The sequence below is a fragment of the Microbacterium sp. NPDC056044 genome (assembly GCF_042267145.1).
In the GTDB taxonomy this organism is placed as follows: domain Bacteria; phylum Actinomycetota; class Actinomycetes; order Actinomycetales; family Microbacteriaceae; genus Microbacterium.
This window is the reverse complement of sequence record NZ_JBHJWZ010000001.1, coordinates 353,974-378,737: the sequence shown is the minus strand read 5'-3', so window position 1 is coordinate 378,737 and position 24,764 is coordinate 353,974. Positions and strand designations below refer to the sequence as shown.

Annotated in this window: 22 protein-coding genes; 12 read left to right on the top strand and 10 right to left on the bottom strand. The window is 70.9% G+C overall.

Features of this window, described 5'->3' with window-relative positions; all coding sequences use genetic code 11:
- Positions 1 to 94 precede the first annotated feature (94 nt).
- From ACFC1I_RS01740 to ACFC1I_RS01710, 7 genes are all read left to right on the top strand, one after another.
- Complete coding sequence (locus tag ACFC1I_RS01740; protein ID WP_376006155.1) at positions 95 to 1,411, top strand: acyltransferase; 1,317 nt, start codon at positions 95 to 97, stop codon at positions 1,409 to 1,411.
- Positions 1,412 to 1,452: 41 nt separating this feature from the next.
- On the top strand, positions 1,453 to 2,085 hold the full coding sequence (locus ACFC1I_RS01735) for a biotin transporter BioY (protein WP_376006154.1): 633 nt from the start codon (positions 1,453 to 1,455) through the stop codon (positions 2,083 to 2,085).
- A gap of 180 nt (positions 2,086 to 2,265) precedes the next feature.
- The gene (locus ACFC1I_RS01730; protein ID WP_376006153.1) at positions 2,266 to 3,300 is read left to right on the top strand and encodes an iron-siderophore ABC transporter substrate-binding protein; all 1,035 of its coding nucleotides are present in this window, start codon (positions 2,266 to 2,268) and stop codon (positions 3,298 to 3,300) included.
- A 22-nt stretch (positions 3,301 to 3,322) separates the two neighbouring features.
- A complete protein-coding gene (locus tag ACFC1I_RS01725) occupies positions 3,323 to 4,369 on the top strand; it encodes a FecCD family ABC transporter permease (RefSeq protein WP_376006152.1) in 1,047 nt (348 codons plus the stop codon).
- 11 nt (positions 4,370 to 4,380) lie between these two features.
- Positions 4,381 to 5,415 carry a FecCD family ABC transporter permease gene (locus tag ACFC1I_RS01720; protein ID WP_376006756.1) on the top strand — a complete coding sequence of 345 codons (1,035 nt, stop codon included), beginning with the start codon at positions 4,381 to 4,383 and terminating at the stop codon, positions 5,413 to 5,415.
- Positions 5,412 to 6,275, top strand: coding sequence for an ABC transporter ATP-binding protein (locus tag ACFC1I_RS01715; RefSeq protein ID WP_376006151.1), 864 nt, complete (start codon positions 5,412 to 5,414; stop codon positions 6,273 to 6,275). Before ACFC1I_RS01720 ends, ACFC1I_RS01715 begins: the two co-directional genes overlap by 4 nt.
- A gap of 2 nt (positions 6,276 to 6,277) precedes the next feature.
- A complete protein-coding gene (locus ACFC1I_RS01710; RefSeq protein ID WP_376006150.1) occupies positions 6,278 to 7,186 on the top strand; it encodes a siderophore-interacting protein in 909 nt (302 codons plus the stop codon).
- An 11-nt stretch (positions 7,187 to 7,197) separates the two neighbouring features.
- On the opposite strand, the gene ACFC1I_RS01705 is transcribed toward ACFC1I_RS01710, so the two are convergent.
- The 8 genes from ACFC1I_RS01705 to sufB all read right to left on the bottom strand — a co-directional run bounded on the left by ACFC1I_RS01705 (position 7,198) and on the right by sufB (position 15,514).
- Positions 7,198 to 8,574 (bottom strand): MFS transporter, encoded by a 1,377-nt coding sequence (locus ACFC1I_RS01705; protein ID WP_376006149.1) that lies wholly within the window; start codon positions 8,572 to 8,574, stop codon positions 7,198 to 7,200.
- Positions 8,571 to 9,731 carry a MalY/PatB family protein gene (locus ACFC1I_RS01700; RefSeq protein ID WP_376006148.1) on the bottom strand — a complete coding sequence of 387 codons (1,161 nt, stop codon included), beginning with the start codon at positions 9,729 to 9,731 and terminating at the stop codon, positions 8,571 to 8,573. The genes ACFC1I_RS01705 and ACFC1I_RS01700 overlap by 4 nt, the downstream gene beginning before the upstream one ends.
- Positions 9,732 to 9,774: 43 nt before the next feature.
- On the bottom strand, positions 9,775 to 11,346 hold the full coding sequence (locus ACFC1I_RS01695; protein WP_376006147.1) for a serine hydrolase: 1,572 nt from the start codon (positions 11,344 to 11,346) through the stop codon (positions 9,775 to 9,777).
- A gap of 85 nt (positions 11,347 to 11,431) precedes the next feature.
- Positions 11,432 to 11,761, bottom strand: a complete 330-nt coding sequence (locus ACFC1I_RS01690; RefSeq protein WP_045298811.1) for a metal-sulfur cluster assembly factor — start codon at positions 11,759 to 11,761, stop codon at positions 11,432 to 11,434.
- Positions 11,762 to 11,771: 10 nt separating this feature from the next.
- On the bottom strand, positions 11,772 to 12,566 hold the full coding sequence (sufC, locus tag ACFC1I_RS01685; protein WP_376006146.1) for a Fe-S cluster assembly ATPase SufC: 795 nt from the start codon (positions 12,564 to 12,566) through the stop codon (positions 11,772 to 11,774).
- 15 nt (positions 12,567 to 12,581) lie between these two features.
- Positions 12,582 to 12,911 carry a non-heme iron oxygenase ferredoxin subunit gene (locus ACFC1I_RS01680; RefSeq protein WP_376006144.1) on the bottom strand — a complete coding sequence of 110 codons (330 nt, stop codon included), beginning with the start codon at positions 12,909 to 12,911 and terminating at the stop codon, positions 12,582 to 12,584.
- Positions 12,908 to 14,095, bottom strand: a complete 1,188-nt coding sequence (sufD, locus tag ACFC1I_RS01675) for a Fe-S cluster assembly protein SufD (RefSeq protein ID WP_376006142.1) — start codon at positions 14,093 to 14,095, stop codon at positions 12,908 to 12,910. Before sufD ends, ACFC1I_RS01680 begins: the two co-directional genes overlap by 4 nt.
- Complete coding sequence (sufB, locus tag ACFC1I_RS01670) at positions 14,096 to 15,514, bottom strand: Fe-S cluster assembly protein SufB (RefSeq protein WP_376006140.1); 1,419 nt, start codon at positions 15,512 to 15,514, stop codon at positions 14,096 to 14,098.
- Positions 15,515 to 15,771: 257 nt separating this feature from the next.
- On the opposite strand from sufB, the gene ACFC1I_RS01665 reads away from it, so the two are divergent.
- Positions 15,772 to 16,728 carry a heme A synthase gene (locus ACFC1I_RS01665; RefSeq protein ID WP_376006138.1) on the top strand — a complete coding sequence of 319 codons (957 nt, stop codon included), beginning with the start codon at positions 15,772 to 15,774 and terminating at the stop codon, positions 16,726 to 16,728.
- A gap of 93 nt (positions 16,729 to 16,821) precedes the next feature.
- Positions 16,822 to 17,301: a dinucleotide-utilizing enzyme gene (locus tag ACFC1I_RS01660; protein WP_376006136.1), complete on the top strand. Its 480-nt coding sequence runs from the start codon at positions 16,822 to 16,824 to the stop codon at positions 17,299 to 17,301.
- Between the two features lie 189 nt (positions 17,302 to 17,490).
- Here the strand turns inward: ACFC1I_RS01660 and ACFC1I_RS01655 are convergent, their stop codons facing one another.
- Positions 17,491 to 18,363, bottom strand: a complete 873-nt coding sequence (locus tag ACFC1I_RS01655) for a DUF559 domain-containing protein (protein WP_376006135.1) — start codon at positions 18,361 to 18,363, stop codon at positions 17,491 to 17,493.
- 212 nt (positions 18,364 to 18,575) lie between these two features.
- The gene (locus ACFC1I_RS01650; protein WP_376006133.1) at positions 18,576 to 19,517 is read right to left on the bottom strand and encodes a heme o synthase; all 942 of its coding nucleotides are present in this window, start codon (positions 19,515 to 19,517) and stop codon (positions 18,576 to 18,578) included.
- A gap of 358 nt (positions 19,518 to 19,875) precedes the next feature.
- Here ACFC1I_RS01650 and tkt point away from each other — a divergent pair, with 358 nt between their 5' ends.
- From tkt to ACFC1I_RS01635, 3 genes are read left to right on the top strand one after another with little or no spacing between them, the layout of a single operon-like run.
- Positions 19,876 to 21,996 carry a transketolase gene (gene tkt / locus ACFC1I_RS01645; RefSeq protein WP_376006131.1) on the top strand — a complete coding sequence of 707 codons (2,121 nt, stop codon included), beginning with the start codon at positions 19,876 to 19,878 and terminating at the stop codon, positions 21,994 to 21,996.
- Positions 21,997 to 22,014: 18 nt separating this feature from the next.
- Positions 22,015 to 23,136 (top strand): transaldolase, encoded by a 1,122-nt coding sequence (gene tal, locus ACFC1I_RS01640; RefSeq protein ID WP_376006129.1) that lies wholly within the window; start codon positions 22,015 to 22,017, stop codon positions 23,134 to 23,136.
- On the top strand, positions 23,133 to 24,755 hold the full coding sequence (locus tag ACFC1I_RS01635; protein WP_376006127.1) for a glucose-6-phosphate isomerase: 1,623 nt from the start codon (positions 23,133 to 23,135) through the stop codon (positions 24,753 to 24,755). Before tal ends, ACFC1I_RS01635 begins: the two co-directional genes overlap by 4 nt.
- The last annotated feature ends 9 nt before the right edge of the window (positions 24,756 to 24,764 follow it).

The window sequence follows — 24,764 nt, the reverse complement described above, 5'->3', positions numbered from 1 at the left end:
CCTCTGCGGGGTGACGCCGCAACGGCACCGCGGAGCGATGCGGGCGCGCACACCGCCTTCTTAGCCTTCCGGGGACGCACCCCGAGGAGGCCTCATGACCATCGTCCGCACCATCGCGACGGCTCCGTCCCCGACCGCCACGCCAGGCAGAGATCGCGCGATCGACCTCGTCCGCGCCTGTTGCATCGCCGGCGTGGTCATCCTCCACGCGATGATGGTCGGCGTCGCGGTGACCGACGGCGCTCCGTCTTTCGTGAACGCGAGCGACGGCACGGCGTGGATCGTGCCGCTCAGCTGGCTGCTGCAGGTGATGCCGCTGTTCTTCGTGATCGGCGGCTTCTCGGGCGCGACCGCCTTCCGCCGCGCGCGGCGGCGCGGCCAGGACGGCATCGACTTCGTCGCCGGGAGGATCCATCGCCTGCTGCTGCCCGCCGTGGTGACGATCGCCACCGTGGGTGCGCTGCTCGCCGCGCTCGCCGCCGCGGGCACCCCGCCGGACCTCGTCGCGCTCGCCGGCTTCCGCTTCGCGCAGCCGCTGTGGTTCCTCGGCGTGTTCCTCGTCTGCCAGGCGCTGCTGCCGGCACTCCTGCGGCTGCACGAACGCGCCCCCGCGCGCACCATCGCGGCCCTCGCCGCGGCGGCGGTCGCGGTCGACGCGATGCGGATCGGCACCGGCATCGACGCGCTCGGCTTCCTGAACCTCGCGTTCGTGTGGCTCACGCTGCAGCAGCTGGGCTTCTTCCTGGCCGACGGAACGATCGACGCGCTCTCACAACACACCCGCATCTTCGGCGCCGCCGCGGCGATCGCGGCACTCGCGACCTCGTTCATCGCAGGCGTCCACTCGCCGGACCTCGTCGCGAACATCAATCCGCCCACGACGGCGCTGCTGCTGGTCGGCATCGCCCACACGGTGCTGTTCTCGCTCCTGCGCGGCCGGCTCGCGCGGTTCGCCGCCCGCCCGGTGCCCGCACGGCTCATCGACGCCGTCACGCCGCGCGCGATGACCGTCTACCTGTGGCACATGCCGGTGCTCCTCGTCCTCGCCGGGCTGACCGCGGCCGGAACGTTGGTCACCGCGCTGCCCCTCCCCGCGATCGACGGCACCGCGTGGTGGCTCTCGCGTCCTGCCTGGCTGGCGCTCGCGCTCGCGGCGACGGCGTTCGTCGCGTGGCCGCTCGCCCGCATCGAGGCGATCCCGTCGCCACGGGGCACGCGCTCCCCCGGGCGGCTCGCCCTCGCGACGACGGCCGGCACCGCGGCCGTCGCACTGCTCCTGGTCGCCGGCACGAGCGTCCTCACCGCGGCGGTGGCGGTCGCGCTCCTCGCCGGTGCGCTCCGGCTCGCGCGCGCCCCGCACGCCCCGGCTCGTAGAAGCCGGACAGCGGATCCGTCCATCATTGGTGGATAGCGTCCAGAAAGGTGCACATCCCCCGCCCTAGGCTGAGAGCCATGTCAACCATTGCCGCTGCACCGTCGCGTCGCGTGCTCGCCGACGTCATCGCCCGCCCGTCCTCGCGCGCCCGCGCGTTCGCCCTCGACGCCGGTCTCGTCATCGCCGGCGCCACGATCGTCGCGCTCCTCGCCCAGGTCGAGATCCCGCTCTGGCCCGTGCCGATCACGGGGCAGACGCTGGGCGTCATCGTCGTCGGCGCCGCACTCGGCGCGTGGCGCGGTGCCGCGGCGCTCACGACCTACATGCTCGTCGGCCTCGCGGGCCTGCCCGTCTTCGCCGGCTTCACGGGCACCGTCGCCGCGATCGGCAAGCCCAGCTTCGGGTTCGTCATCGGCTTCATCTTCTCGGCGTTCGTCGCCGGCTGGTTCGCCGAGCGCGCCTGGGACCGCCGTCCCGCACTCGCGTTCCTCGGCTTCGCCGCCGCCAGCGCCGTGCCGTTCCTGTTCGGCATCCCGTACATGGCGTTCATCCTCAACTTCGTGATGGGTCTGGGCCTCTCGTTCGGTGAGATCCTCGGGGTCGGCCTCCTGCCGTTCATCGTCGGCGGCCTCATCAAGGCGGCGCTGGCCGCCGCGATCATCCCCGGTGCGTGGGCGCTCGTCCGCAAGGCGGACCAGACCAAGAACTGACATGGATGCCTCGGCCCGAGGCATCCGTCCAGCGAAAGCCCCCGGCTGCACGGCCGGGGGCTTCCGCGTCCACGCTGTCGTGACGCAACGGATTCGCAATCTGAGAAACGGCTGGGTAAGGTGGGCCTTACCCCGCCCTCGCTAAGGGCATCCTTACCTAACAACTTTCCGGAGGATTCCGTGCGCCTCAACCGCCCCGCCGCCGCCACCGCGATGCTCGCCGTCGCCGCGATCGCCCTCGCCGGATGCGCGAGCGCGACCGCCGACAACACCGACGACACCGCCGCCGCGGGTTCGGGTGCCGGCTTCCCGGTCACGATCGAGCACGCGTACGGCGAGACGGTCATCGAGTCCAAGCCCGAGCGCGTCGCGACCGTCGCGTGGTCGAACCAGGAGGTGCCGATCGCGCTGGGCGTCGTGCCCGTCGGCATGGCCGAGGTCACGTGGGGCGACGACGACGGTGACGGCGTGCTGCCCTGGGTCGAGGACAAGCTCGAAGAGCTCGGCGCCGAGACCCCGGTCCTCTTCGACGAGACCGACGGCATCGACTTCGAGGCCGTCGCCGACACGCAGCCCGACGTCATCCTCGCCGCCTACTCCGGCCTCACGCAGGAGGAGTACGACACCCTGTCGAAGATCGCGCCCGTGGTGGCGTACCCCGAGGTCGCGTGGGGCACGTCGTACGAGGACATGATCCGTCTCAACTCGCAGGCGCTCGGCCTCGCTGAGGAAGGTGACGCCCTCATCGAGGAGCTGCACGGCGAGGTCGACGCGGCGCTCGCGAACTACCCCGAGCTCGCAGACTCACGCGTGCTCTTCTCCTACATCGACCCGTCGGACTTCAGCCAGGTCGGCTTCTACACCAGCCTCGACACGCGCCCCGGCTTCCTCGAGGGCCTCGGCTTCCCGGTGCCGGCCGTCGTCGAGGAGGAGTCGGACGGCGAGCAGTTCTACACCACCGTGAGCGCCGAGCAGGCCGACCGCTTCGCCGACGTCGACGTGTTCGTCACCTACGGAGACGCGAGCGGCTCGATCATCGCGCAGCTGCAGGCCGACCCGCTCCTGTCGCAGATCCCGGCGATCGCCGAGGGCCGCATCGCGATCCTCGAGGAGGCGACCCCGCTCGCCGCCTCGGCCAACCCGTCGCCCCTGTCCATCGGCTGGGGCGTGGACGAGTACTTCGCGCTGCTCAACGACGCCCTCACGACCGACTGACCGAGGCCAGGAGCTCGACCGGGTGACTGTCACCGAGACGCATACACCGCTGCCGGATGCCGCAACCCTGCGGCGCCCGGCAGCGGTGCGACTCGCATGGCTCGCGGTGTCGTTCGCGGTGCTCGCGATGCTCTGCATCGCGAGCGTGGCGTTCGGCGTCCGCGACGTCGCGCTGAGCGACATCCTCGCCGGCCTCGGCGGCGACACCAGCGGGGTCGCGCAGGCCGCCGTGGTGGCCCGGGTTCCCCGCACCGTGCTCGCGATCCTCGTCGGCGCCGCGCTGGCGATGTCGGGCGCGGCCATGCAGGCGGTGACCCGCAACCCGCTGGCAGACCCCGGCATCCTCGGAATCTCGGGCGGCGCCGCGCTCGCGGTCGTCATCGGCATCGCGTTCTTCGGCATGTCGGACCCCTATGCGTTCATCGCGGCCTCGATCATCGGCGCTGGCGGCGCCGCCGTGTTCGTCTACACGGTCGGCTCCCTCGGCCGGGGCGGCGCGACGCCGCTCAAGCTGGCCCTCGCGGGTGCCGCGACCTCGGCCGCCTTCATGTCGCTCGTGAGCGCGGTGCTCCTCCCCCGCGTCGATCTGCTCGAGACCTTCCGGTTCTGGCAGATCGGCGGGGTCGGCGGCGCGACCTGGGATCGCATCGCGACGATCCTCCCGGTCCTCGCGGTCGGCGCGGTGATCACCCTCGTCTGCGCACGCGGCATGAACTCGCTCGCGCTCGGCGACGATGTCGCGACCGGCCTCGGCGAGCACGTCCTCCGTACCCGGCTCATCGCGTCGGCGGGCGCCGTCATCCTGTGCGGTGCGGCCGTGGCGATCGCGGGTCCGATCGCCTTCGTGGGCCTGATCATCCCGCACCTCTGCCGCCTGCTCGTCGGCACAGACCATCGCTGGCTGCTCCCGTTCTCGGCGGTCGCCGGAGCGGTGCTGCTCGTCGCCGCGGACATCGTCGGGCGTGTCATCGCGCGCCCGGACGAGATCGAGGTCGGCATCCTCACGGCGCTCATCGGCGCTCCGTTCTTCATCTGGATCGTCCGCAGGCAGAAGGTGCGAGAGCTGTGAGCACCGACACCATGCTCCGTCCCACCGCGCAGGCGGTCGTCGCCGGACGACGGCGCCGCAGCCGTCGGCGGGTCCTCGTGACCGCGGCCCTCGCCATCGGCGTCGTGCTGGTCTTCGTCGCGTCGCTCATGATCGGGCAGACGTTCTACGGCCTCGACGAGGTCGGCCGTGTGATCCTCGGTCAGACCGTGCCGGGCGCCTCGTTCACCGTCGGCGAGCTGCGCCTGCCACGCGCGGTCCTCGCGATCCTCGCGGGATTCGCGTTCGGCATCGCAGGCGTGACGTTCCAGACGATGCTGCGCAACCCGCTCGCGTCGCCCGACATCATCGGCATCACCGCCGGGGCGAGCGCGGCGGCGGTGTTCGGCATCGTCATCCTGTCGCTCAGCGAGACCGCGGTGTCCGTGCTCGCCGTCGTGGGCGGCCTCGCGACCGCCCTCGCCATCTACCTGCTCTCGAACAAGGGCGGATTCGCCGGCACGCGCCTGATCCTCATCGGCATCGGCGTCGCCGCCATGCTCGACGCGGCGGTCACATACGTGCTCTCGAAAGCGCCCGCCTACGACCTGCAGGCGGCGATGCGCTGGCTCACCGGGAGCCTGAACGGGGCGACCTGGTCCACGGTGCTCCCTCTCGCGATCGCGAGCGTCGTGCTCGTGCCGGCGCTGCTGGCCAAGGGTCGTGACCTGAACGTCCTGCGCCTCGGCGACGACGCGGCCGCGAGCCTCGGCATCCGTCTTCAGGGCACCCGGGTGGTGGTGATCGTCGCGGCGGTCGCGCTGCTCGCGTTCGCGACAGCCGCCACCGGCCCGATCGCGTTCGTCGCGTTCATGGCCGGCCCCATCGCGGCGCGCATCGTCGGCCCTGGCGGCTCGCTGCTGCTGCCGTCCGCCCTCGTCGGCGCGCTCCTGGTGCAGCTGTCGGACCTCTTGGGACAGTTCGCATTCGACAGCCGCTATCCGGTCGGGGTCGTCACCGGCGTGCTCGGCGCCCCCTTCCTCATCTACCTCCTCATCAGGACGAACCGCTCCGGAGGCTCACTATGACCGAATCCCACAGCCTGTCGGCGGAGCGCCTGACGCTGTCGTACGGTGACCGCACGATCGTCGAGGGTCTCGATCTCGTGATCCCGCCCGGTCGCATCACCGCGATCGTGGGCGCGAACGGGTGCGGCAAGTCGACCCTCCTGCGCGCGCTCGCGCGTCTCATCTCGCCGCGTGACGGCCAGGTCATCCTGGACGGCAAGGCCCTGCACGGCCGCGCGACGAAGGAGATCGCGCGCACCCTGGGGCTCCTCCCCCAGAGCCCGATCGCCCCGGAGGGAATTGCCGTCGCCGACCTCGTCGGTCGCGGGCGGCACCCGCACCAGAAGCTGCTGGCACGCTGGAGCTCGCACGACTACGAGGTCGTCGCTCAGGCTCTCGCCGCCACGGGCATCGAGGAGCTCGCCGACCGCTCGGTCGACGAGCTGTCGGGCGGACAGCGCCAGCGCGCGTGGATCGCGATGGCACTCGCGCAGGAGACCGACATCCTGCTGCTCGACGAGCCCACCACCTTCCTCGACGTCGCGCACCAGGTCGAGGTGCTCGACCTCCTCACCGACCTCAACCGCGACCGCGGCACGACGATCGTGATGGTCCTGCATGACATGAACCTCGCCGCCCGGTACGCCGACCACCTCTTCGCGCTGCGCGCAGGCCGCGTCGTCGCGAGCGGCGCACCCCGCGACGTCATGACCGGCGAACTCATCCGCGAGGTCTTCGACCTCGACGCTCTGGTCGTACCCGATCCCGTGTCGGGCTCGCCCATCGTCCTCCCCCGCGGCCGGCACCACGTGTCGCCCCGCGTCTCCGCCGCCGCTGCCCCGCCCGCCGCGGCCCCCACTCCCCTGCCGACAGGAGCCTGACGATGACCGACACCGACGTGCCCTCCCGCTTCTTTCGTGCGCGCGTGACGGCCATCGCCGATGTCACGCCCAGCTTCCGCCGCTTCACCTTCGGCGGCGACGACCTCGCCGACTACGGCGACCCCGGCCTCGACCAGCGCATCAAGATCGTGTTCCCCACGCGCACACTCGGCCTCGACGCGATGCCCCTCGGCGACGACTGGTACACGCAGTGGCGCGAGCTGCCCGAGGAGCAGCGCCTGCCATTCCGCACCTACACGACGCGTTACGTGCGCAACCACCTCAGCGAGGTCGACGTCGACATGGTCTCGCATGACGTGATCGGCCCCGCCTCCGACTGGATCGATCGCGCGCAGGTGGGCGACGAGGTGCTCATCTTCGCGCCGACCACCGCCCACAGCGGCGTGAGCTTCGGCATCGACTTCGTGCCGCCTGCCCGCGTCGACTCGATCCTGCTCGCCGGCGACGAGACCGCGGCGCCTGCGATCGCCGCGATCCTCGAGCAGCTCCCCCGCGACGCCAGCGGAGTGGTCGCGGTCGAGCTGCCGCACGCCGACGACGCCGCCTACTTCCCGCAGCATCCCGGGTTCGAGTACCGCATCGGCGCGCGCGCGGACGGCGAGCGTCACGCGCACCTCGTGGAGTCGGTGACGGATGCCGCGGCCCGACTGGTTCCCGCGGGCGCCGGCGCGGACGTCGAGGAGGTCGACATCGACACCGACATCCTGTGGGAGGTGCCGCGCACTGCCAAGGGCGGGGCGGCGCTGAAGAGCGCGCGCCTCTATGCGTGGCTCGCCGGCGAGGCCGGTGCGATCAAGGCCCTGCGCCGCCACCTCGTCACCGAGCGCGGCGTCGACCGCCGCGCCGTCGCGTTCATGGGCTACTGGCGTCTGGGCCGAGCGGAGAACTGAGCCCCGCCGGCTCAGCCTCGTCGCGTCGCCTCGTGCGCGTGACCGAGCCTCAGGCCCGGCACCAGCGCGCCGAGCGCGAGCACCACGGCGATCGCGAACACCGCAGGGAAGCCGGCATCCGTCCCCACCAGTGCGGTGAAGACGAGACCCATGACCGCGATCGACGACGCCGAGCCGACGGCGTCCGAGATCGACAGCGCCGACGAATTGAACCCCTGGTTCTGCGGGGTCGAGTACGCCAGTGTCAGCACGGTCAGGCGCGGGTACATGAGCCCCATGCCGCCGCCCGCGAGACCCCACCCCGCGATGAGCACCGCGGCCGGCAGCGCGAGCAGCGCGGTCGCCGCCCCGATGACGAGCGCGGTCACGAGCAGCGCGGTTCCGATGAGGGTGATGCGGGTGTTGCCCAGCCGATCGCCGACACGCCCCTGCACGTCGGCGGCGACCGCCCACGCGAGCGCGGCGGCGGTGAGCCCGAGCCCGGCCCACGTCGGCGAGAACCCATAGCCGTCGATCAGCAGGTACGGGACGTAGATCTCTGCGCCGAACAGCGCTCCCGCGATGAGGCCGCGCATGAGCACGACGCTCGGCAGGCCCCGGGCGGCCACGAGCGTTCCGCGCGGCAGCAGCGGTCGTGAGGCCAGCGCGATGACGAGGACGGATGCTGCCACCGCCGCCCACGCCCACGGCCCGAGTTCGCCCGCGAGACTCAGCCCGAGGGCGCCGACGGCCACCGCGACCGCGCACGCGAGGCGAGGTGCGATCCGGCCGGTCGCGGGTTCGTCGGTGCCGAGCGGCAGACCGTGGAGACGGGCGACCACCATCGCGAAGGCGACGACCGTGAGCACCGCGACCCCGAGGAACACCCAGCGCCAGTGCAGGAACTCGGTCACCGCACCGGCGAGGAAGGGCCCGATGAGGGAGGGGACGACCCACGCCGCCGAGAAGGCCGCGAAGACGCGCCCGTGCATCGCGCCGGGATACACCCGTGCGACCACGACGTAGAGGGCCACCGTCTGACCGCCGGTGCCGAGACCCTGCACCAGGCGTCCGGCGACCAGAGCCGGCATCGTCAGCGCCAGTCCCGCGATGAGGAGGCCGACGACGAACAGCGCGACCGCGGTGCTGAGCGGGGCCAGCACACCGCCGCGGTCGCACCAGGCGCCGACCGCGACCATGCCGATGACGCTCGTCGCGAGGGTTCCCGCGAAGGCCACGGCGTAGAGACGCTCGCCGTCGAGATCCGCGCTCACGACCGGCATCACCGTCGTGACGGCGAGCGACTGCATCGCCGCCAGGAAGATGAGCGCGACGGCGCCGACCGTCACCCACAGGAAGCGGCCCTGCCAGACCCCGGTGGCCGGGGCGGAGCCGGGCTCGGCGGTCACGAGCGCGCCAGGGCGCCGACGCGCTCCACCGCCTCGCGGAGCAGGTCGGGGTCGCAGCCGAAGTTGATGCGCACGAAGCCCTTGCCCTCGGCGCCGAACAGCGGCCCGTGGTGCAGCGCCACCTTCGCGTCGCGCAGCACCTTGACGGCCGGGTTGTCACCCCAGCCGTAGGCGGAGAGGTCGACCCACGCGAGGAACCCGGCGTCGGGCGGAAGGTAGCGCGCCTCCGGCAGCTGCTCGGCGAGCAGTTCGGCCAGCAGCAGCCGGTTGGCGTCGAGGGCCGCGAGCAGGCTCGCCAGCCACTCGTCGCTGTCGGCGGAGTAGGCGGCGACGTTCGACAGCGCCCCGAACAGGCCGGTGCGCCATTCCACCTCCCACGGCAGGGAGCGCAGCACCTTGGCCTGGGCGTCGCCGCCCGCGATCATCACCGCGCACTTGAGGCCGGCGAGGTTGAACGTCTTGCTCGCGCTCGTGACGGCGTAGCCGACGCGCCCCGCGGCCGGCGACGCCGTGAGGAACGGCGTGAACGGCTTCGTGGCGTAGGTGAGCGGGCCGTGGATCTCGTCGCTGACGACAGTCGCGCCGAAGCGCTCCGCGATGTCGGCGAGGGCCGCGAGCGTGTCGGGCGCGTGCACCGTGCCGGTGGGGTTGTGGGGGTTGCACAGCAGGACCGACCGCGCCCCCGCTGCGAGGGCGGCTTCGACGCCCGCGAGATCGATATCCCACCCGGCACCGGTCGCGAGGAGCGGCACGCGCTCCACGACCCCGCCCGCCTCCTCCACGGTGTCGTAGAACGGCGGGTACACCGGCGGCATCACGACCACGCGGTCGCCGGGATCGATCACCCGGCGCAGGATCTCGACGACGCCCATCATCACGTCGCCGGTCCAGAAGACGTGCGAGGGGTCCACGGTCCAGCCCCAGCGGCGATCGGCGAAGCCGGCGAACGCCTCCCGCACACCCGGCTCGGGCGGGGTGTAGCCCGTGTCGCCGAGCTGCACAGCACGCGTCAGCACCTCGGTGATCGCCGGTGCCAGCGCGTAGTCCGTCTCGGCGACGAAGAACGGCAGGACGTCCTCCCCGTACTTGCGCCACTTCGTGCTCGTGCGCTGACGCAGCTCGTCGATGGGCAGGGCTCGAAGGGGGGTGACGCTCACCCCTCGACCCTACCGATCCGGCGGCGCGGCGCCGCCGAGTGAGTCACCGTGTGAAGGTGCCGAGGTCGTGCTGATCGAAGTACTCGAGCACGAGCGTGCCGCCGTCGAACGTCGCCGTGGAGATCGACCCCGGCGGCGCGTTCTCGCTGAACGGGCGGAAGACGAACTCGTCGCCCGACCAGTGTTCGAGCGCCCACCGGCCGGTGGGCCCGAGCGAGAGCTGGAGCTCGTCGCCGACCAGCGCGACGGTGGCAGGACCGAAGTAGTCGTTGCCGTACTCCCCCGTGTAGGCCTCGAGGGCCTGCGCCGGATCGGGATCCGTCGGCGCCGTCTCGCCGACGAGCGAGCCGAAGGGCGCCGACTCCCCCGCGAAGACCTGCATGAACAGCGGCAGCCAGTCACGGCGTTCGGCGCCGTACTGCGCGATGTCGAGGAAGCGCGCGGCGATGCCCTCGGGCACGCCGTTGGCGGACGCGTTCGACAGCACGACGATGCCGAGACCCGCGCCCGGCAGCAGCTTGAACACGGTGCCCGTGCCCAGGAGGAACGCCCCGGAGTGGTTGACGTCGACCAGTCCCCCGGCCGTCGTTCCGACGTTGAATCCGTACCCGTAGTAGCCGGCCCGCGCCCCGAGCGAGGTCGGCGGCGATCCCACGATCTGCGGCGACATGGCGGGAAGGAGCGAGGACGCCTCGATGAAGGGCTCCCCGTCGTGCTCGCCGCTCGCCAGCAGCATCGACAGCCACGTCGTGAGGTCGGTGACGCTCGAGCTGACGCCGCCCGCCGGGGACTGCTGGTCGGGCTGGCGCTGATCCGGTGTGACGACCCACTCGCCGTCCAGCTGCATGTGTCCGAGCGCGCGGTTGTCGCGCGACTCGAGCTCGGCGTACCGGGAGCTCGTCGACGTCATGCCGAGCGGCTCGTAGACCAGCCGGTCCGACAGGTCTGCCCAATCCTCGCCGGCCGCGGTCGCGACCGCCTCACCGGCCGCCGTGATGTCGAAGTTGCCGTACGCGTAAGTGGCACGCCACGGCGCGAGCGGGATCAGACCCAGCCGCTCGAGGATCGTCGCGCGGTCGAAGCCGATCTCCTCGAGCTCATCGCCCGCGTGCTTGTAGAGCCCCGACCGGTGCGCATACATGTCGGCGATCGTCACGTGCGAGCCGACGTACGGGTCCGACAGGGTGAAGCCGTCCAGGTGCTCGGCCAGCGGGGTGTCCCACGAGACGTAGCCCTCGTCGACGGCGCGCGCGACGACGCTCGCGCCGATCGACTTCGACACCGACGCGAGCGGGAACACCGTGTCGGCGTCGACGGCGTCGCCGCTGTCGAGGTCGCGCACGCCGAAGCCGTCGGCGTACAGCACCTCGCCCTGATACACCACGCCGACGGCGATCCCGGGTGTGCCCGAGGCATCCATCGCCGTCTCCACCGAGGCAGCCAGGTCGTCGACCGCCGCGTCGACCTGGGCGCGCGTGACCGTCGCCAGCGCGTCAGCGCCCGGGTCCGGGTTCACCGTCGGCGCGGGGTTCGGCGTCGGCGCGGAGGAGGCCTCCGCGAAGGTGCAACCCGTCACCGCCGCAACGATCAGGCCGGCAGCGCCGACCGCGGACACGACACGTCTCAGCTTCCCCGGCATAGGCCGAGTGTGGCACACGCCCGCCCGCCCGCGTCAACGACCCGAAGGCGTCGCGCAGGTGTCAGATCGCGAAGCCGAGGGCGCGCATCATGTCGCGCCCGTCGTCGGTGATGCGCTCCGGACCCCACGGCGGCATCCACACCCAGTTGATGCGGAACCGCTCGACGATGTCGTCGAGGGCCTGAGCCGTCTGCTCCTCGAGCACGTCGGTGAGCGGGCAGCCCGCCGACGTGAGGGTCATGTGGATGACCAGCGCGTCGTTCTCGTCGTCCCACGCGAGGTCGTAGATGAGGCCGAGGTCGACGACGTTGATCCCGAGCTCGGGGTCCATCACGTCCTTGAGAGCCTCGGTCACCTCGTCGTACTTCTCAGGGGTGAGCGTCGCCGTCATAGCGTCGATCCTACGCTTCGCTGGCGACGGGGGCCTCGGCCGACTCCTCTTCGCCCGCGGGCAGGAAGCGGTCGTAGCCCTCGTCCTCGAGGCGATCGGCGAGCTCGGGGCCGCCCTCCTCGACGATGCGCCCGTTCACCATCACGTGCACGTAGTCGGGGTGGATGTAGCGGAGGATGCGCGTGTAGTGCGTGATGAGCAGCACGCCGAGGTCGGTCTCCGCCTTGGCGCGGTTGACGCCCTCCGAGACGATCTTCAGCGCATCGACGTCGAGGCCGGAGTCGGTCTCGTCGAGCACGGCGATCTGCGGCTTGAGCAGCTCGAGCTGGAGGATCTCGTGGCGCTTCTTCTCGCCGCCCGAGAAGCCCTCGTTGACGTTGCGCGACGCGAACTTCGGGTCCATGCGGAGGTTCTTCATCGACGCCTTGACGTCCTTCGTCCACGTGCGGATCGAGGGCGCCTCGCCGTCGATCGCCGTCTTCGCGGTGCGCAGGAAGTTGGTGACGGTGACGCCCGGGATCTCGACCGGGTACTGCATCGCGAGGAACAGGCCCGCGCGCGCACGCTCGTCGACCGACATCTCGAGGACGTCCTCGCCGTCGAGCGTGATCGAGCCGCTCGTCACGTTGTACTTGGGGTGGCCGGCGATCGTGTACGCGAGCGTCGACTTGCCCGAGCCGTTGGGGCCCATGATCGCGTGGGTCTCACCCGTGCGGATCGTGAGCGTCAGACCATTGAGGATCGGCGTGGTGCCGGCATCCGTCTCGACCGTCACGTGGAGGTCGCGGATCTCGAGAACAGACATTCTTCAGTACCTTCTTCAGTTCACTTCGAGCTTGACGGTCGCGTCGATGAGCACGTCATCGCCGTCGACGGTGACCGCGAAGACCGGGACCGGCTCGTACGCGGGGAGATTGAGGGGCTTGCCGGTGCGCAGCGAGAACGCCGAGCCGTGGGCCCAGCACTCCAGCGTCTCACCGTCGACGAAACCCTCCGACAGCGAGATGTCGCCGTGCGTGCAGACGTCGCCGATCGCGTGGACCTCGCCGTTGGAGTCGAGCACGACGGCGATCGCGACGCCGTCCACCTCGACCCGGGTGGCCTCGTCCTGGACGAGGTCGCTGAGGGCGCACACGCGCTGAGCGGTCACAGGCCGGCCTCCTTGGCGAGTTCTTCCTCGATCGCGGCGAACAGCTCCGCCTCGAGGTCTTCGACACCGATCTTCTGCACGATCTCGGCGAGGAAGCCGAGCACGACCAGGCGTCGCGCCTCGTCCTCGGGGATGCCGCGCGCCTGCAGGTAGAAGAGCTGCTCGTCGTCGAATCGACCCGTCGCGCTCGCGTGGCCGGCGCCGCGGATGTCGCCCGTCTCGATCTCGAGGTTCGGGATCGACTCGGCGCGCGCGCCCTCGGTGAGGACGAGGTTGCGGTTGGCCTCGTACGAGTCGGTGCCGACGGCATCCGGTCCGATGAGGACGTCGCCGATCCAGGCCGTGCGGGCGGCGGCGCCCTGCAGGGCGCTCTTGTACAGCACGTCGCCGGAGGTCTCGGCGCCCTTGTGGTGCAGGTACACCTGGCTCTCGAGGTGCTGCCCCGAGTCGGAGTAGCTGAGGCCGTAGAGCTCGGCGCGCGAACCGGTGCCGGCGAGCTCGACACTCGGGTTCACCCGCACGACGCCGCCGCCGAAGCTGACGACGACGTGGCGGAGGGTCGCATCCCGGTCGACGCGGGCCTGGTGGGACGAGACGTGCACGGCGTCGTCGTCCCAGCGCTGCACGGTGACCAGCTCGAGGTGGGCGCCCTCGCGGACGATGATCTCGACGTTCTGCGCGTGGTGCGCGGTGCCGGTGTGGCGGAAGACCACCGTCGCATGGGAGTTCGCCTGCGCCTCGATCACGACGTGGGCGTGCGCGAGACCGGCGGTGCCCTTCAGCGACACGACGATCGGCTCGGAGAACTCCGCGCCGGCCGGGATGCGCAGCAGCGGCGCCTCGGTCTCCTGCTTCCACGCGATCGCGCTGGGCAGGTCTTCGGGCTGGAAGACCTCGCCGCGGGGCGCGGCGCCCACGAGCAGGCGCTCCTGGACGAGCGCCTCGGGGCCTGCGACGTCGACCTCGATGACGCCGTGGGGTCCGGGCTCATCGGTGAACAGGGGTTTCAGCTGGGCGATCGGCGTGTGCTTCCAGTTGACCTCGCGGCCCGTGGGCACGTCGAAGGCGGTCGGGTCGAACGACCAGGGTCGCTCGGAGCGGGTCTGCACGGGCACGAAAGCACCGGCGCCATCGGTGTGGCCCTTCGCGCCGGGAACGGTGGGGGCCGAGGTGACGGGGCTCATCTAGCCGACGGATCCTTCCATGCCCATCTCGATGAGCTTGTTGAGTTCGAGCGCGTACTCCATGGGCAGCTCCCGCGCGATCGGCTCGATGAAGCCGCGCACGATCATGGCCATGGCCTCGTCTTCGGGCATGCCGCGGCTCATCAGGTAGAAGAGCTGCTCCTCGCTGACCTTCGAGACCGTGGCCTCGTGGCCGAGCTGCACATCGTCGACGCGGATGTCGATGGCTGGGTACGTGTCGGAGCGCGAGATCGTGTCGACCAGCAGCGCGTCGCAGCGCACGGTGTTGGCGCTGTGGTGCGCGTTGGCGTCGACGCGGACCTCGCCGCGGTAGCCGGCGCGGCCGCCGCCGCGGGCGATCGACTTCGAGACGATCGACGACTGCGTGTACGGCGCCATGTGGATCATCTTCGCGCCGGCGTCCTGGTGCTGACCGGGGCCCGCGAAGGCGACCGAGAGGGTCTCGCCCTTGGCGTGCTCGCCCATCAGGAAGATGGACGGGTACTTCATCGTGACCTTCGACCCGATGTTGCCGTCGATCCACTCCATCGTCGCGCCCTCGTGCGCGACGGCGCGCTTGGTGACGAGGTTGTAGACGTTGTTCGACCAGTTCTGGATCGTCGTGTAGCGCACGCGGGCGTTCTTCTTCACGATGATCTCGACGACGGCCGAGTGCAGCGAGTCGCTCTTGTAGATCGGGGCGGTGCAGCCCTCGATGTAGTGCACGTACGAGCCCTCGTCGGCGATGATGAGGGTCCGCTCGAACTGGCCCATGTTCTCGGTGTTGATGCGGAAGTAGGCCTGCAGCGGGATCTCGACGTGAACGCCCGGCGGCACGTAGACGAACGAGCCGCCCGACCACACCGCCGTGTTGAGCGCGGCGAACTTGTTGTCGCCCGCGGGGATCACGGTGCCGAAATACTCCTCGAAGAACTCGGGGTGCTCGCGGAGGGCGGTGTCGGTGTCCATGAAGATGACACCCTGCTCCTCCAGGTCCTCGCGGATCTGGTGGTACACGACCTCGGACTCGTACTGGGCGGCCACACCGGCGACGAGGCGCTGACGCTCCGCCTCGGGGATGCCGAGCTTCTCGTACGTGTTGCGGATGTCTTCGGGCAGCTCCTCCCAGGAGCCCGCCTGCTTCTCCGTCGACCGCACGAAGTACTTGATGTTGTCGAAGTCGATCTCGCTGAGATCCGCGCCCCACGTGGGCATCGGCTTGCGCTCGAAGAGCTGCAGGCCCTTGAGGCGGGTCTTGAGCATCCACTCCGGCTCGGCCTTCAGAGCCGAGATGTCGCGGACCACGAGGTCGCTCAGGCCGCGCCTGGCGCTCGCTCCCGCGGCGTCGGCATCGTGCCAGCCGAACTCGTAGACGCCCAGGCCTTCCAGCTCAGGGCGATCGATCAGCACATCAGACATCGTCACGTTCTCCTCCGGGCCCTGGCGGTGTCATCCGTCCCGGCATCCGTGTTCTCCGGTGGAGATACCGGAGGGGGGATGCCGCTTCTCGGGCCCTCTCAAGCGGCGCCGATCATCGCGCCTAGACTGTCAGTGGTGCGCGGCGCTGCAAGTGCGTGCGCAACCGACCCCTCGATTCTACAGGCTCCACCCCGCCGCGGACGCGCCCCGTTCGTCACGCGCAGCACGTGGAGCCTCTGCCAGGAGGCACCCCCAGCATGTCCGCGCCGCAGTCCACGACCACCGCCCCGGGAATCTGGCAGCGCTTCTGGCGGTGGCTCCCCGACCGCGTCGACGGCCGGATCCGCGTGTTCGCGTGGCTGTCGTTCATCGCCGAGGTGACGATCATCGCGACCGGCGGTGCGGTGCGCCTCACCGGCTCGGGCCTCGGCTGCCCCACCTGGCCCCTCTGCACCCCGGAGTCGCTCGTGCCGATCCCCGAGATGGGCATCCACGGCATCATCGAGTTCGGCAACCGCACGCTGACCGGCCTCGTGGGCATCCTCGCGGCGATCGTCCTCGTGCTGGTCCTGAAGATCCGCACGGAGCGGCGCGACCTCTACGTGCTCGCGGTCATCGTGCTCGGCGGCGTCGGCGCGCAGGCGATCGTCGGCGGCATCACCGTCCTCACCGGCCTCAACCCCTTCATCGTCGGCTTCCACTACGTCTCGTCCCTGGCGCTGGTGTGCGTCACCGCCGCGTTCCTGGTGCGGATGTCGCAGCCCGCCGGGCCCCGCACGCTCGTGGTGCCGCGCTGGCACGCGATCCTCGCGCACGTCACGACGCTCGCGATGGCGCTCACGATCGCGTTCGGCGTGCTGACCACCGGAGCCGGGCCGCACTCGGGCGACGCCGCGGCCGGCCGCAACGGCTTCAACGCCGAGCTGCTCGAGCACGTCCACGCGTGGCCGGGCTACGCGCTGTTCGCCCTCACTGTGGCGCTGGTCGTGGCGGGCTGGCGCGTCCGCGCGGCCGCCCCGCTGCTGTTCCGCTGGACCCTCATCCTGCTCGCCGTCGAGTTCGTGCAGATCGCGGTGGGCCTGTACCAGGCGCGCAACGGCCTGCCCGAGCTCGCGGTGGGCGTGCACATGGTGCTCGCGGCGCTCGCTGCGGCGACGATGACGGTCGTCATCCTCCGCCTGAAGGCGCCGGCGGCCGAGGTCGCGCACAGCTGATCCATAGCAACCCGATTGGCGCCGCACGGACTGGTTTGCCATGGTGGGATGCCGCGACCACCGGGGTCGCGCATCCCGAGGAGTGATCGACACATGTCCACCCGTCCCCGTCTCACCCGCAGCATCCCGTTCTGGGGCCTCGTCGCCGTCTCCGCGGCGACGATCGCCGGCGGCTGGTACATCACCACCGACAAGCTCGGCACGATGACCACGACGCTGACCGACGGCAGCGCGACCGGCGTCGACGTCTACGTCGGCCAGTCGATCGCCCAGCTCGGCTCGATCCTCATCGGCGCCGGCGTCATCGGCATCCTGCTGGCGCTCGGCGTCGCCGCCCTCTCGACGCTCCGCCCGCACCCGCCGGTCGAGGTCGTCGAGCCCATCGACTGGAGCTCCGAGGCCGAGACCGCCCTCGAGGCGCCCGAGGCCCCGAAGGCGACGACCGACGCCGCGCCCGCGGCGGCTGAGGAGCCGGCCGACGCCGAGGCCGAGGCTGGGCCCACGCGCCCGGAGGCTCCGCGCGACGCGTCAGCGGCGCGTGGAGAAGGCGTGGGGACCGTCGCCGCTCGCTGACGAAGCGCGCACGACGCGAGAGGCCGCCCGGTTCGCCGGGCGGCCTCTCGCGTATCCCCGTCGTGCGGCACCACGAAGTCGGAGATCGCCACAGAACCGGTGCGCAGACACCGGCGCGCACCGACTCCGTGTTGATCTCCGACTTCGTGGCGCGCGTGGAGGGGCCGCACCACGGCCGGGCGCGCGACGTCACGACGCGCGATGCAGGCCCTGCGCGATCGCCTGCATGATCGTCGCCTGCACGAAGGGCCAGTCCGAGAGCAGCTGGTGATACCCGAAGCGGAACACCGTGTAGCCGCTCAGCCGAAGAACGGCATCGTGGGCGATGTCCGCCTCGCGCTGGGGCCCGACATGGTGCCCACCGTCGATCTGCACGACGAGCCGGTCTCCGATGAGGTGGTCGACGGGGTGCCCCAGGATCCAGATCTGCGCCAGGATCCGCACTCCGAGCCATCGCAGCCTGGTGGCGAAGATCGTCTCGAGGCCCGAGTCGGCGAACGCCTGCGCCTCTTCCCGTATCGCACGCGCCGCGGCGGGCAGCGGCAGCCGATCCAGCTGCGCACGGTCGACCAGGTCCTGCCGCAGTGCCGACTCCCAGATCGCGAGCGCCTCCTCCCGCGGCCGGCACGCCGCGACGAGGGCGAGCACGTTCTCGATCGGGTCCACCAGCGCGTCGGGATGCCGCGGCACGAGCGGTTCGGCCCAATGGACGGCTGCCGTTCCCGCTCTCCCGCCGCGCGCGTGCGGCTTGACCGCGACGTGCGGCCGGTCCTCGGTGAGGACCCACAGCCCCGCGCGCCGAGCCGCAGAGACGCACGTCAGGACCGCGCCACCCCGGGCCGCGGCGACCAGCTCGGCGTCGGCATCCGGAACAGCGACCCAGTCCCGTGCCACCCGCCGGAGCGCCCCCTGCTGGATCGCGAGCCGCAGGTAGTGACGCGAATACCCCTCACGCTGGAGGGTGGTCGCACGCGCGATGCCACCGTGCAGCCGTACGGAGCGCACGATCTCGCGCGCGCTGCGCGCCACCCGTTCGGCGGCTCGTGCGCTGCGGTCGTTCACCACGCCAGCATGACCCCCGCTGCGGACGCGATGCGGGCGTCCGGTCAGAGCTGTGGGCAACCCGGGCCGAGCGACCCGTGTGGAGGAACCTGTCCCCCACCACAGAGTCGGAGATCAGCGGGAGGTCGGATGTACCAGGCGCAGCTCGCCCGCGTCGGTGTCGATCTCCGACTCTGTGGTGCCGGCGAAAGTGGGACGGGCCCGACCCGAGGTCAGAACGGGAGCAGCGGGTCGACCGCGATCGCAACGAACAGCAGCGTGAGGTACGTGATCGAGGCGTGGAACACGCGCATCGGGCGCGGCTCGGTGCCGCGCACGGCGCGGTTGTAGAGCACGTGCGACTCGTAGATGAACCAACCGCCGAAGACCAGCGACGACACCGTGTAGACGAGGCCCATGTCGGCGACGGGGATCAGCAGCAGCGAGCACACGACGGTGGCCCACGCGTACAGGATCACCTGGAGGCCCACCTGCGAGCCGGCGCGCGTCGCGCCGAGCATGGGCACGTCGACGTTCTCGTACTGGTCCTTGTACTTCATCGAGAGCGGCCAGTAGTGCGGCGGCGTCCAGAGGAACACGAGCGTGAACAGGATGACGGGCGGCCACGCGAGCGAGCCGGTCACCGCGGTCCAGCCGATCAGCACCGGGAAGCAGCCTGCGATGCCGCCCCAGACGATGTTCTGCTCGGTGCGGCGCTTGAGGATCATCGTGTAGATCACGACGTAGAAGAAGATGGCGGCGGCCGACAGCGTCGCCGCCAGCCAGTTCGTGGTGAGCCACAGCCACACGGTCGAGAACACCGCGAGCGACCACGCGAAGATCAGCGCGCCGCGCGGCGAGACCTCGCCGGTGACGAGAGGACGGTTCACCGTGCGCTGCATGTGCGCGTCGATGTCGCGGTCGAGGTACATGTTGAACGCGGCGGCGGAGCCGGCGCTCGCGGTGCCGCCGATGACGGTCGCGACGACCAGCCACACATCAGGGAAGCCGCCCTGCGCGAGGATCATGACCGGCACGGTCGTGACCAGCAGCAGCTCGAGCACGCGCGGCTTCATCAGCGCGATGTACGCGCGGACGGTGCGGCCGAAGCTCTGCGGAGCCCGGCGGGATCCGTCGACGGATGCCTCGGTCCCGGCCGTTTTCGTGCTGTCCATGGCCCCCGCAATCGCTGCCTGCAGAATCCCCCCAAGTCTAGGGCATCGGCGTGTCGCACCCCGCCCGCGGGCGGGCACCGGCACACGGGCCGTTTCGGCGACGCCGCCGAAACGGAGGGATCACATCGGGTGGTCCCGCGGCGTGAGCAGAACGTGACTCCCGCGACACCGCGATGTCACCGGCGGCGACCCGGGCTTCGCAAGACTCTGTCACATAGACGGCTCGCATGGCCTGGGCGGTATGCCCCTTCGCTATGCTGAGAGACACGCGCGCCCGTCGCCGATTCCCCCTTCTCCATCCGGACAAGGGCCGCGAGCCGGCCACATTCTTGGGCGCACTCCACAGAAAGGCGGCCCGGTGTCGGAACTGCGTTGGGATGAGATCGATCGGCGCGCGGTGGACACCGCCCGCGTCCTGGCAGCGGACGCGGTGGAGAAGGTGGGCAACGGCCACCCGGGCACCGCGATGAGCCTGGCGCCGGCGGCGTACCTGCTGTACCAGCGTGTGCTGCGCCACGATCCCACGGACACCCATTGGGTCGGACGCGACCGGTTCATCCTGTCGGCCGGCCACTCGTCGCTCACCCAGTACGTGCAGCTGTACCTGGGTGGATTCGGGCTCGAGCTCGACGACCTCAAGGCGCTGCGCACCTGGGGCTCGCTGACCCCGGGTCACCCCGAGTACGGCCACACCAAGGGCGTCGAGATCACCACGGGCCCGCTGGGCCAGGGCCTCGCCTCGGCGGTCGGCTTCGCGTACGCGGCCCGTTACGAGCGCGGCCTGTTCGATCCGGACGCCGCCGCGGGCACCTCGCCGTTCGACCACTACACCTATGTGATCGCCGGCGACGGCGATCTGCAGGAGGGCGTCACCTCCGAGGCGTCGAGCCTTGCCGGCCACCAGGAGCTCGGCAACCTGATCGCGATCTACGACTCGAACCAGATCTCCATCGAGGACGACACGAACGTGGCGTTCACCGAGGATGTCGCCAAGCGCTACGAGGCGTACGGCTGGCACGTGCAGGTCGTGGACTGGAAGAAGACCGGCGAGTACGTCGAGGACGTCGCCGAGCTCTACGGCGCGCTCGAGGCCGCGAAGGGCGAGACGGCCAAGCCGTCGCTCATCATCCTGCGCACCATCATCGGCTGGCCGTCGCCGGGCAAGCAGAACACCGGCAAGATCCACGGCTCCGCGCTCGGCGGCGACGAGCTCGCCGCGACGAAGAAGGTCCTCGGCTTCGACCCCGAGCAGAACTTCGTCGTCGCCGACGACGTCATCGCCCACACGCGTGCGCTGAAGGGCCGCGCCGCCGAGGAGCGCGCCGTCTGGCAGACCTCGTTTGACGCCTGGGCGGCGGCGAACCCGGAGCGCAAGGCGCTGTTCGACCGTCTCGAGGCCGGCGATCTGCCCGAGGACGTGGCATCCGCTCTCCCCTCGTTCGAAGCCGGCAAGGACGTCTCGACGCGCGCCGCGTCGGGCACGGTCATCAACGCGCTGGCCGCCGTGCTGCCCGAGCTGTGGGGCGGCTCGGCCGACCTCGCCGAGTCGAACCTCACCACGATCAAGGACGCGAAGTCGTTCATCCCGGCCGAGTGGTCGACCCACGAGTGGTCGGGCGACCCGTACGGCCGCGTGCTGCACTTCGGCATCCGCGAGCACGCCATGGGCGCGATCGTCAACGGCATCAAGCTGCACGGCCCGACCCGTCCGTTCGGCGGCACGTTCCTCATCTTCAGCGACTACATGCGCCCGTCGGTGCGTCTGGCCGCGCTGATGGACATCCCGTCGATCTTCGTGTGGACGCACGACTCCGTCGCGCTCGGCGAGGACGGCCCGACTCACCAGCCGGTCGAGCAGCTCGCGACGCTGCGCGCCATCCCGAACTTCACCGTGGTGCGCCCCGCTGACGCGAACGAGACCTCGGCCGCGTGGCTCGAGATCGTCCGCCGTCAGGGCGGTCCCTCGGGCATCGCGCTGACCCGCCAGAACATCCCGGTGTTCGCGCGCGGTGAGGGCGAGGCCGAAGGCGACGTGTTCGCGTCGACCGACGGCGTCGCCAAGGGCGCGTACATCCTCGCCGAGGCGCCGAACGGCACCCCCGACGTGATCCTCATCGCGACCGGCTCCGAGGTGCAGCTGGCGGTCGCCGCCCGCGAGACCCTCGTCGCCGAGGGCGTCAACGCCCGCGTCGTGTCGGCCCCGTCGCTGGAGTGGTTCGACGAGCAGGACGCCGCGTACCGCGAGAAGGTGCTGCCCGCCGCCGTCAAGGCGCGCGTGTCGGTCGAGGCCGGCTCCGCGCTGACGTGGCGCGGCATCGTCGGCGACGCCGGCCGCTCGGTCGCCATCGACCACTTCGGTGCGTCGGCCGACTACAAGACCCTGTTCCAGAAGTTCGGCATCACCGCCGAGCACGTCGTCGAGGCCGCCCGCGAGTCCCTCGCGGCCGCGGCAGCACTCGAACTCGCAACGGCGAAGTAAGCACGAGGAGAAGGCAGAATGAGCACCCCCACTGAGAAGCTGGTCGCCGAAGGCGTGAGCATCTGGCTCGACGACCTGTCGCGCGAGCGCATCACCTCGGGCAACCTGACCGAGCTCATCTCGACCCGCAACGTCTCGGGCGTCACGACGAACCCGACGATCTTCCAGGGCGCGATCGGCGGCGGCGGACACGCGTACGCCGACCAGATCGGCGAGCTCGCGAAGGCGGGCGCTTCGGTCGACGACGCGATCTTCGCGGCGACCACCGACGACGTGCGCGACGCGGCCGACATCTTCCGTCCCGTCTACGACGCCACGAACGGTGTGGACGGCCGCGTGTCGATCGAGGTCTCCCCCGACCTCGCCCACGACACCGACGCGACCATCGCGCAGGCCAAGGAGCTGTGGGCGAAGGTCGACCGCCCCAACGTCCACATCAAGATCCCCGCGACGAAGGCCGGCCTTCCGGCCATCACCGCGGTGCTCGCCGAGGGCATCTCGGTCAACGTCACGCTGATCTTCAGCCTGGAGCGCTACGCCGAGGTCATCGAGGCGTTCCTCGCGGGCATCGAGCAGGCGAAGGCCAACGGCCACGACATCTCCGAGATCCACTCCGTCGCGTCGTTCTTCGTCTCGCGCGTGGACACCGAGGTCGACAAGCGTCTCGCCGCCATCGGCACCGACGAGGCCGAGGGCCTGAAGTCGCTCGCCGGCGTCGCGAACGCGCGCCTCGCGTACGAGCTGTTCGAGAAGGAGTTCGCGACCGACCGCGCCAAGGCGCTGACGGCGGCCGGGGCCAACGCCCAGCGTCCGCTGTGGGCCTCGACCGGCGTCAAGGACCCGAACCTCCCCGACACGCTGTACGTCACCGAGCTCGTCGCCCCCGGCACCGTCAACACGATGCCGGAGAAGACCCTCGAGGCCACCTTCGACCACGGCCAGATCGCGGGCGACACGGTGACCGGCACCTACGAGGCCGCGCACAAGGTCTTCGCCGACCTCGCCGCCGTCGGCGTCGACTTCGCCGACGTCACGCAGGTGCTCGAGGACGAGGGCGTGAGCAAGTTCATCGCCTCCTGGCACGACCTGCAGGGCACCGTGAAGACGGCGCTCGAGGACGCACTCCAGGCCACCCGATGAGCTTCGACATCCACCTGTCGGGGCACGTCAAGTCCGTCGTCGAGGCGACGCTGCCCGGGCTCGTCGCGCGCCTGGTGGCGTCGGGGATCACCGGCGGCGACTCGTCGCTGTGGGGTCCCGAGGCGGAGGACGAGGCATCCCGTCGGCTCGGGTGGACCGAGGCCGTCAGCGTCTCGCGCCCGCTCGTGCCCGAGATCCTGGCGCTGCGCGAGCGTCTGCACGCGCGCAACGTGACCCGGATCGTGCTCGCGGGCATGGGCGGCTCGTCGCTCGCGCCCGAGGTGATCGCGCAGACGGCCGGAGTGCCGCTCACGATCCTCGACTCGACCGCGCCCGGCCAGGTGCTCGCCGCGATCGACGGCGACGCGCAGGCCGGCGACCTCACGCGCACCGCGCTCGTGGTGTCGTCGAAGTCGGGATCGACCGTAGAGACGGATTCGGCCAAGCGCGCGTTCGAGGCGGCGTTCCGCGACCTCGGGATCGACCCGGCCGAGCGGATCATCGTCGTGACCGACCCGGGCTCGCCGCTGGAGCAGGAAGCTCGCGCCGACGGGTACACGGTGTTCAACGCCGACCCGACGGTGGGTGGCCGCTACTCGGCGCTGACCGCGTTCGGCCTCGTGCCGGCGGGTCTCGCGGGCGCCGACATCTCGGAGCTCCTCGACGAGGCCGAGGCGTCGCTGCTCGAGGTCTCGATCGACAGCCCCGACAACCCCGCGCTCGTGCTCGCGGCGGCGATCGCCGGAGGCGAGCCCCGTAAGGACAAGCTCGGCCTCATCACCGACGGCACGCACATCGTCGGCCTGCTGGACTGGATCGAGCAGCTCGTCGCCGAGTCGACGGGCAAGGAGGGCACCGGCATCCTGCCCGTCGTCCTCCTCCCGGTCTCCCCCGAGCTCGACGCGAAGCCCGCAGATCTCCAGATCGTGCGCTTCGTCGACGAGGCCAAGAAGTTCCACCTGTTCGAGCACCACGAGGGCGAGATCCTCGTGAGCGGCTCTCTGGGTGCGCAGTTCGTGGTGTGGGAGTACGCGACGGCGATCGCGGGGCGGATGCTCGGCATCAACCCGTTCGACCAGCCCGACGTCGAGTCCGCCAAGGTCGCGGCGCGGGGCCTGCTCGATGCGCGTCCCGAGCCCACCGCCCCGTCGTTCGCCGTGGAGGGCGTCGAGGTGCGCGTCTCGGACCCCGAGCTCGCCGCGTCCGGAACGGTCGCCGGTGTGCTCGACGCCCTGTGGGCGCGCCTTCCCGAGGACGGCTACGTCGCGATCCAGGCGTACGTCAACCGCCTCGAGCTGGGCCAGCTCTCTGGCCTGCGCGAGCTCGTCGCCGCGGACTCCGGGCGCCCGGCCACGTTCGGCTGGGGACCGCGGTTCCTGCACTCGACGGGCCAGTTCCACAAGGGTGGACCCGCCAACGGGGTGTTCCTGCAGATCCTCGAGCAGACCGACGTCGACCTCGAGATCCCCGGCCGGCCGTTCACGTTCGGCCAGCTGATCCAGGCGCAGGCCGCGGGCGACGCGGCCGTGCTCGCCGAAGGCCACGGCCGTCCCGTCGTGACCCTGACCCTCACCGACCCCCAGATCGAAGTGCTCTCGCTCTTCGAAGCGGCACAGTAGGAGTTCGAT

What these genes read in the sequence shown, in the direction of transcription:
- ACFC1I_RS01740 (WP_376006155.1), top strand. Translation starts at nt 95, where the DNA reads ATGACCATCGTCCGCACCATCGCGACGGCTCCGTCCCCGACCGCCACG.
- ACFC1I_RS01735 (WP_376006154.1), top strand. Translation starts at nt 1,453, where the DNA reads ATGTCAACCATTGCCGCTGCACCGTCGCGTCGCGTGCTCGCCGACGTC.
- ACFC1I_RS01720 (WP_376006756.1), top strand. Translation starts at nt 4,381, where the DNA reads ATGCTCCGTCCCACCGCGCAGGCGGTCGTCGCCGGACGACGGCGCCGC.
- ACFC1I_RS01715 (WP_376006151.1), top strand. Translation starts at nt 5,412, where the DNA reads ATGACCGAATCCCACAGCCTGTCGGCGGAGCGCCTGACGCTGTCGTAC.
- ACFC1I_RS01710 (WP_376006150.1), top strand. Translation starts at nt 6,278, where the DNA reads ATGACCGACACCGACGTGCCCTCCCGCTTCTTTCGTGCGCGCGTGACG.
- ACFC1I_RS01690 (WP_045298811.1), bottom strand. Translation starts at nt 11,761, where the DNA reads ATGACGGCGACGCTCACCCCTGAGAAGTACGACGAGGTGACCGAGGCT.
- sufC (WP_376006146.1), bottom strand. Translation starts at nt 12,566, where the DNA reads ATGTCTGTTCTCGAGATCCGCGACCTCCACGTGACGGTCGAGACGGAT.
- sufD (WP_376006142.1), bottom strand. Translation starts at nt 14,095, where the DNA reads ATGAGCCCCGTCACCTCGGCCCCCACCGTTCCCGGCGCGAAGGGCCAC.
- sufB (WP_376006140.1), bottom strand. Translation starts at nt 15,514, where the DNA reads ATGTCTGATGTGCTGATCGATCGCCCTGAGCTGGAAGGCCTGGGCGTC.
- ACFC1I_RS01665 (WP_376006138.1), top strand. Translation starts at nt 15,772, where the DNA reads ATGTCCGCGCCGCAGTCCACGACCACCGCCCCGGGAATCTGGCAGCGC.
- ACFC1I_RS01660 (WP_376006136.1), top strand. Translation starts at nt 16,822, where the DNA reads ATGTCCACCCGTCCCCGTCTCACCCGCAGCATCCCGTTCTGGGGCCTC.
- ACFC1I_RS01650 (WP_376006133.1), bottom strand. Translation starts at nt 19,517, where the DNA reads ATGGACAGCACGAAAACGGCCGGGACCGAGGCATCCGTCGACGGATCC.
- tal (WP_376006129.1), top strand. Translation starts at nt 22,015, where the DNA reads ATGAGCACCCCCACTGAGAAGCTGGTCGCCGAAGGCGTGAGCATCTGG.
- ACFC1I_RS01635 (WP_376006127.1), top strand. Translation starts at nt 23,133, where the DNA reads ATGAGCTTCGACATCCACCTGTCGGGGCACGTCAAGTCCGTCGTCGAG.